We start from the raw sequence: 5,315 nt of genomic DNA on the forward strand, positions 1-5,315 counted from the left end.
GTTCGGGATACCGTCGACCTTGCCATGGCGGCTGGCCGCGGCGGCGAGCTGATAGTCGCCGTCTTTGGCGACTGCCGGCAGATGCTGGTCACGGACGATCTTTCCCACGCCGACGATGCCGAGCTTGATGGGATTGCTGGTCATGGGAACTCCGGAAAAGAAGAATGGCTGGCTTCAGGTTATTAGGGGTGGTCGGGGAGGGACGTTGTGCCGCCGGCTATATCAGAACGGCTCGTCAAAGGTGACGATCGACACCTCGCCTTCCAGCGCGCCCTGATAGGCCGACAGATGCGGCTCCTCGTCGGGCTCGCCTTCCATGTCGCCGATCTGGTCGAGCTCGGCCTCCGCGAATCCCTCGGCGGCGAGCGATTCGAGGGCGCGGCGCACGGCAGAATCATCGTCGGGCGCCACCAGCATCACATGCACGCCCTCGGGCTTGCCGCCCTTCTTGCGCCAGACTCGTCCGGTAATGATGGTGACCGGCCGTTCTTCATTGTCGTTCACGGGCTGATTCCTCGTTTTCCGGCGCAAGGTCCGGCTCAAGCCGCGTTTTGGCACGAAGCCAGTGCGGAAGACAGCCGCAAGCCGGTCACTTTCTTCCTCGCTCTTGAAAAAAGGCGCAATAAAATTACATGCGTTTTGCGCATGGCTGCCAAGCCTCGAATTGACCGCAATATTTGCCGTTGCGGGGTTGACGGGCAATGGCCTTACGAGTAGAAGCCGCGACGTCAGAACCGATGTGAGACCAGCCTTTCCGAGGCGACACGCTTTGGAGTTTGTCTCAAACAGGGTTCGTTTTACGAGCGAAAAGACATTTCCGGCGCGCATGAAGCGGCTTCCGCTTCCTCTGCAATTTGTTCGGGCAGGACCGCGAGACGCGGTGTGTTGCCCGAATTCGCGTATGGAAATGACGCTTTTAGCGGCCCTGACAGGGCAGACACGGAATTGAGAGACAAGAGGGTTTAATGCCTACCGTCAACCAGCTGATCCGCAAGCCGCGCCTGGCGCCGGTGAAGCGAAACAAGGTCCCGGCCATGCAGCAGAACCCGCAGAAGCGGGGCGTCTGCACGCGCGTCTACACCACGACGCCGAAGAAGCCGAACTCGGCGCTGCGCAAGGTGGCCAAGATTCGCCTGACCAACGGTTTTGAAGTGATCGGCTACATCCCCGGCGAAGGCCACAACCTTCAGGAACACTCGGTGGTCATGATCCGCGGCGGTCGCGTCAAGGATCTGCCGGGCGTCCGCTACCATATCATCCGCGGCGTGCTCGACACGCAGGGTGTGAAGAACCGCAAGCAGCGTCGTTCGAAATACGGCGCCAAGCGTCCGAAGTAAGGGTTTCCCATGTCCCGTCGTCACAGTGCAGAAAAGCGTGAGATCAACCCGGATCCCAAGTTCGGCGATCTGATCGTCACCAAGTTCATGAACGCCGTCATGTATGACGGCAAGAAGTCGGTAGCCGAGACCATCGTCTACGGCGCGCTGGATCAGGTCCAGGCCAAGACCAAGCAGGAGCCGGTCACCGTCTTCCACCAGGCGCTCGACAATGTCGCGCCGCATGTGGAAGTGCGCTCGCGTCGCGTCGGCGGCGCCACCTACCAGGTTCCGGTCGACGTGCGCCCCGAGCGCCGCCAGGCCCTGGCCATCCGTTGGCTGATCGCCGCGGCCCGCAACCGCAACGAGACCACCATGGTCGACCGCCTCTCGGGCGAGCTGATGGACGCGGCCAACAACCGCGGCACCGCCGTCAAGAAACGTGAAGACACCCACAAGATGGCGGAAGCCAACCGCGCCTTCGCGCATTACCGCTGGTAACGCGAAAGAGACTGAGAGGCACCTCCCATGGCCCGCGAATACAAGATCGAAGACTACCGCAATTTCGGTATCATGGCGCATATCGACGCCGGCAAGACGACGACGACCGAGCGCGTCCTGTACTACACGGGCAAGTCGCACAAGATCGGCGAAGTCCATGACGGCGCTGCCACCATGGACTGGATGGAGCAGGAGCAGGAACGCGGCATCACCATCACGTCGGCCGCGACCACGACTTTCTGGAAGGGTCGTGACGGCAAGATGCGCCGCTTCAACATCATCGACACCCCCGGACACGTCGACTTCACCATCGAGGTCGAGCGTTCGCTGCGCGTGCTCGACGGCGCCATCGCGCTCCTCGACGCCAACGCCGGCGTGGAGCCGCAGACCGAGACCGTGTGGCGCCAGGCCGACAAGTACCATGTGCCGCGCATGATCTTCTGCAACAAGATGGACAAGATCGGCGCCGACTTCTACCGCTCGGAAGAGATGATCGGTTCGCGCCTCGGCGCGCAGGCGGTCGTCATGCAGCTGCCGATCGGCGCCGAGACCGAGTTCAAGGGCGTCGTCGACCTCGTCGAGATGAACGCGCTCGTCTGGCGCGACGAGACCCTGGGCGCCGCCTGGGACGTCGTCGAGATCCCGGCTGACCTCAAGGCCAAGGCCGAGCAGTATCGCGAGAAGATGATCGAAGCCGCCGTCGAGATGGACGAGACCGCGCTCGAGAACTATCTCGAAGGCAAGATGCCGTCGAACGACGAGATCCGCGCGCTGATCCGCAAGGGCACCATCGCGGTCAAGTTCTTCCCGATGTTCTGCGGCTCGGCCTTCAAGAACAAGGGCGTGCAGCCGCTGCTCGACGCCGTCGTCGAATACCTGCCGTCGCCGATCGACGTGCCGGCCATCAAGGGCGTCGACGCCAAGACCGACGCCGAGATCGAGCGTCATGCCGATGATAACGAGCCGCTGTCGATGCTGGCGTTCAAGATCATGAACGACCCGTTCGTCGGTTCGCTGACCTTCGCCCGCATCTATTCGGGCAAACTCACCAAGGGCACCTCGCTCGACAACACGGTCAAGGGCAAGAAGGAGCGCATCGGCCGCATGCTGCAGATGCATGCGAACTCGCGCGCCGACATCGAGGAAGCCTATGCCGGCGACATCGTTGCGCTGGCCGGCCTCAAGGACACGACCACCGGCGACACGCTCTGCGATCCGCTGCACCCGGTCATCCTCGAGCGCATGGAATTCCCCGATCCGGTCATCCAGATCGCCATCGAGCCGAAGACCAAGAACGACCAGGAAAAGATGGGCCTCGCGCTGCATCGCCTGGCGGCTGAGGATCCGTCCTTCCGCGTCAAGACCGACGAGGAATCGGGCCAGACCATCATCGCCGGCATGGGCGAGTTGCATCTCGACATCATCGTCGACCGCATGCGCCGCGAGTTCAAGGTCGAAGCCAATGTCGGCGCGCCGCAGGTGGCTTATCGCGAGACGATCACCCGCACGCACGAACAGGATTACACGCACAAGAAACAGACCGGCGGTACCGGCCAGTTCGCTCGCGTCAAGATCATCTTCGAGCCGAACACCGAGAGCGAAGAGTTCGTGTTCGAGTCCAAGATCGTCGGCGGTGCGGTTCCGAAGGAATACATCCCGGGCGTCGAGAAGGGCATCAACAGCGTCATGGGTTCCGGCCCGTTCGCCGGCTTCCCGATGATCGGCGTCAAGGCGACCCTCGTGGATGGCGCCTTCCACGACGTCGATTCCTCGGTGCTGGCGTTCGAAATCGCCTCCCGCGCCTGCTTTAAGGAAGCCGCTCCGCGCCTCGGCGTGCAGCTGCTTGAGCCGATCATGAAGGTCGAGGTCGTGACGCCGGAAGATTATGTCGGCGGCGTCATCGGCGACCTCAACGGCCGTCGTGGCCAGATCCAGGGTCAGGAAGCGCGTGGCGTTGCCGTCGTCATCAACGCAATGGTGCCGCTGGCGAACATGTTTAAGTACGTCGACAATCTGCGTTCGATGTCGCAGGGCCGCGCCCAGTACACGATGCAGTTCGACCACTACGAGCCGGTTCCGACCGCGGTCGCCCAGGAAGTTCAGAAGAAATACGCGTAACTCGAGCGGGTTGCACGAGACCTTAATTCAAGGCCCGCACGGGCAAGCAGGATTGGAGAGATCACATGGCAAAAGGTAAATTCGAGCGCACCAAGCCGCATGTGAACATTGGCACGATCGGCCACGTCGATCATGGCAAGACGTCGCTGACGGCGGCGATCACGAAGTATTTTGGCGAATACAAGCGCTATGACCAGATCGACGCGGCACCCGAAGAGAAGGCGCGCGGCATCACGATTTCGACGGCGCATGTCGAGTATGAGACGGCCAACCGTCACTATGCCCATGTCGACTGCCCCGGCCACGCCGACTATGTGAAGAACATGATCACCGGTGCTGCCCAGATGGACGGCGCGATCCTGGTCGTGTCGGCCGCCGACGGCCCGATGCCGCAGACCCGCGAGCACATCCTGCTTGCCCGTCAGGTCGGCGTGCCTTCGATCGTGGTATTCCTCAACAAGGTCGACCAGGTCGACGACGCCGAGCTGCTCGAGCTGGTCGAGCTCGAGGTTCGCGAGCTTTTGTCGAAGAACGAGTTCCCCGGCGACGACATTCCGATCGTCAAGGGCTCGGCTCTGGCCGCTCTCGAGGATTCGAACAAGACCATCGGCGAGGACGCCATCCGCGAGCTGATGGCTCAGGTCGACGCCTACATCCCGACCCCGGTTCGTCCGCTGGACAAGCCGTTCCTGATGCCGATCGAGGACGTGTTCTCGATCTCGGGCCGCGGCACGGTCGTGACCGGCCGCGTCGAGCGCGGCGTGGTCAAGGTCGGCGAGGAACTGGAGATCGTCGGCATCCGTCCGACCGCCAAGACGACCTGCACGGGCGTTGAAATGTTCCGCAAGCTGCTCGACCAGGGCCAGGCCGGCGACAACATCGGCGCGCTGCTGCGCGGCATCGACCGCGAGGGCGTCGAGCGCGGCCAGGTTCTGGCCAAGCCGGGCTCGGTGAAGCCGCACAAGAAGTTCGTGGCCGAAGCCTACATCCTGACCAAGGACGAAGGCGGCCGTCACACGCCGTTCTTCACCAACTACCGTCCGCAGTTCTACTTCCGCACGACGGACGTGACGGGCATCGTGACGCTGCCGGCCGGCACCGAGATGGTGATGCCCGGCGACAACATCACCGTCGACGTCGAGCTGATCGTGCCGATCGCGATGGAAGAGAAGCTGCGCTTCGCCATCCGCGAAGGCGGCCGCACCGTCGGTGCAGGCATCGTCGTCACCATCAAGGAGTAATCGATCCGGCCGTTGCCGGTTCGACAAGGAAAGGGCGGTCTTCGGGCCGCCCTTTTCGTTTGGAAGCAGTATCGGGCCGGCAAGCTCAATTCTGTTGCAAGCATCGTCGCTGGAACTAGTATGAGTTGTACCCGAGGGG

Annotated in this window: 5 protein-coding genes and 1 pseudogene; 4 read left to right on the top strand and 2 right to left on the bottom strand. The window is 62.5% G+C overall.

The genetic code is table 11. The annotated features are described in order from the left end of the window. Nucleotides 1-144, bottom strand: a pseudogene (locus EOA28_RS23935) (gfo/Idh/MocA family oxidoreductase); the annotation flags it as partial. Between the two features lie 78 nt (nucleotides 145-222). After that, a complete protein-coding gene (locus tag EOA28_RS23940; protein ID WP_040983044.1) occupies nucleotides 223-504 on the bottom strand; it encodes a hypothetical protein in 282 nt (93 codons plus the stop codon). Nucleotides 505-965: 461 nt separating this feature from the next. Between EOA28_RS23940 and rpsL the strand changes: the two genes are divergently transcribed. The 4 genes from rpsL (at nucleotide 966) to tuf (ending at nucleotide 5,176) form a co-directional block, all read left to right on the top strand. Next, nucleotides 966-1,337 (top strand): 30S ribosomal protein S12, encoded by a 372-nt coding sequence (gene rpsL / locus EOA28_RS23950; protein ID WP_006202128.1) that lies wholly within the window; start codon nucleotides 966-968, stop codon nucleotides 1,335-1,337. A 9-nt stretch (nucleotides 1,338-1,346) separates the two neighbouring features. Then, nucleotides 1,347-1,817 carry a 30S ribosomal protein S7 gene (gene rpsG, locus EOA28_RS23955; protein WP_027170372.1) on the top strand — a complete coding sequence of 157 codons (471 nt, stop codon included), beginning with the start codon at nucleotides 1,347-1,349 and terminating at the stop codon, nucleotides 1,815-1,817. Nucleotides 1,818-1,844: 27 nt separating this feature from the next. Next, the gene (gene fusA, locus EOA28_RS23960) at nucleotides 1,845-3,935 is read left to right on the top strand and encodes an elongation factor G (protein WP_095818141.1); all 2,091 of its coding nucleotides are present in this window, start codon (nucleotides 1,845-1,847) and stop codon (nucleotides 3,933-3,935) included. Between the two features lie 65 nt (nucleotides 3,936-4,000). After that, nucleotides 4,001-5,176, top strand: a complete 1,176-nt coding sequence (tuf, locus tag EOA28_RS23965) for an elongation factor Tu (RefSeq protein ID WP_040983039.1) — start codon at nucleotides 4,001-4,003, stop codon at nucleotides 5,174-5,176. Nucleotides 5,177-5,315 lie beyond the last annotated feature (139 nt).

The organism is Mesorhizobium sp. M2A.F.Ca.ET.067.02.1.1, assembly GCF_004023285.1.
Taxonomy (GTDB): domain Bacteria; phylum Pseudomonadota; class Alphaproteobacteria; order Rhizobiales; family Rhizobiaceae; genus Mesorhizobium.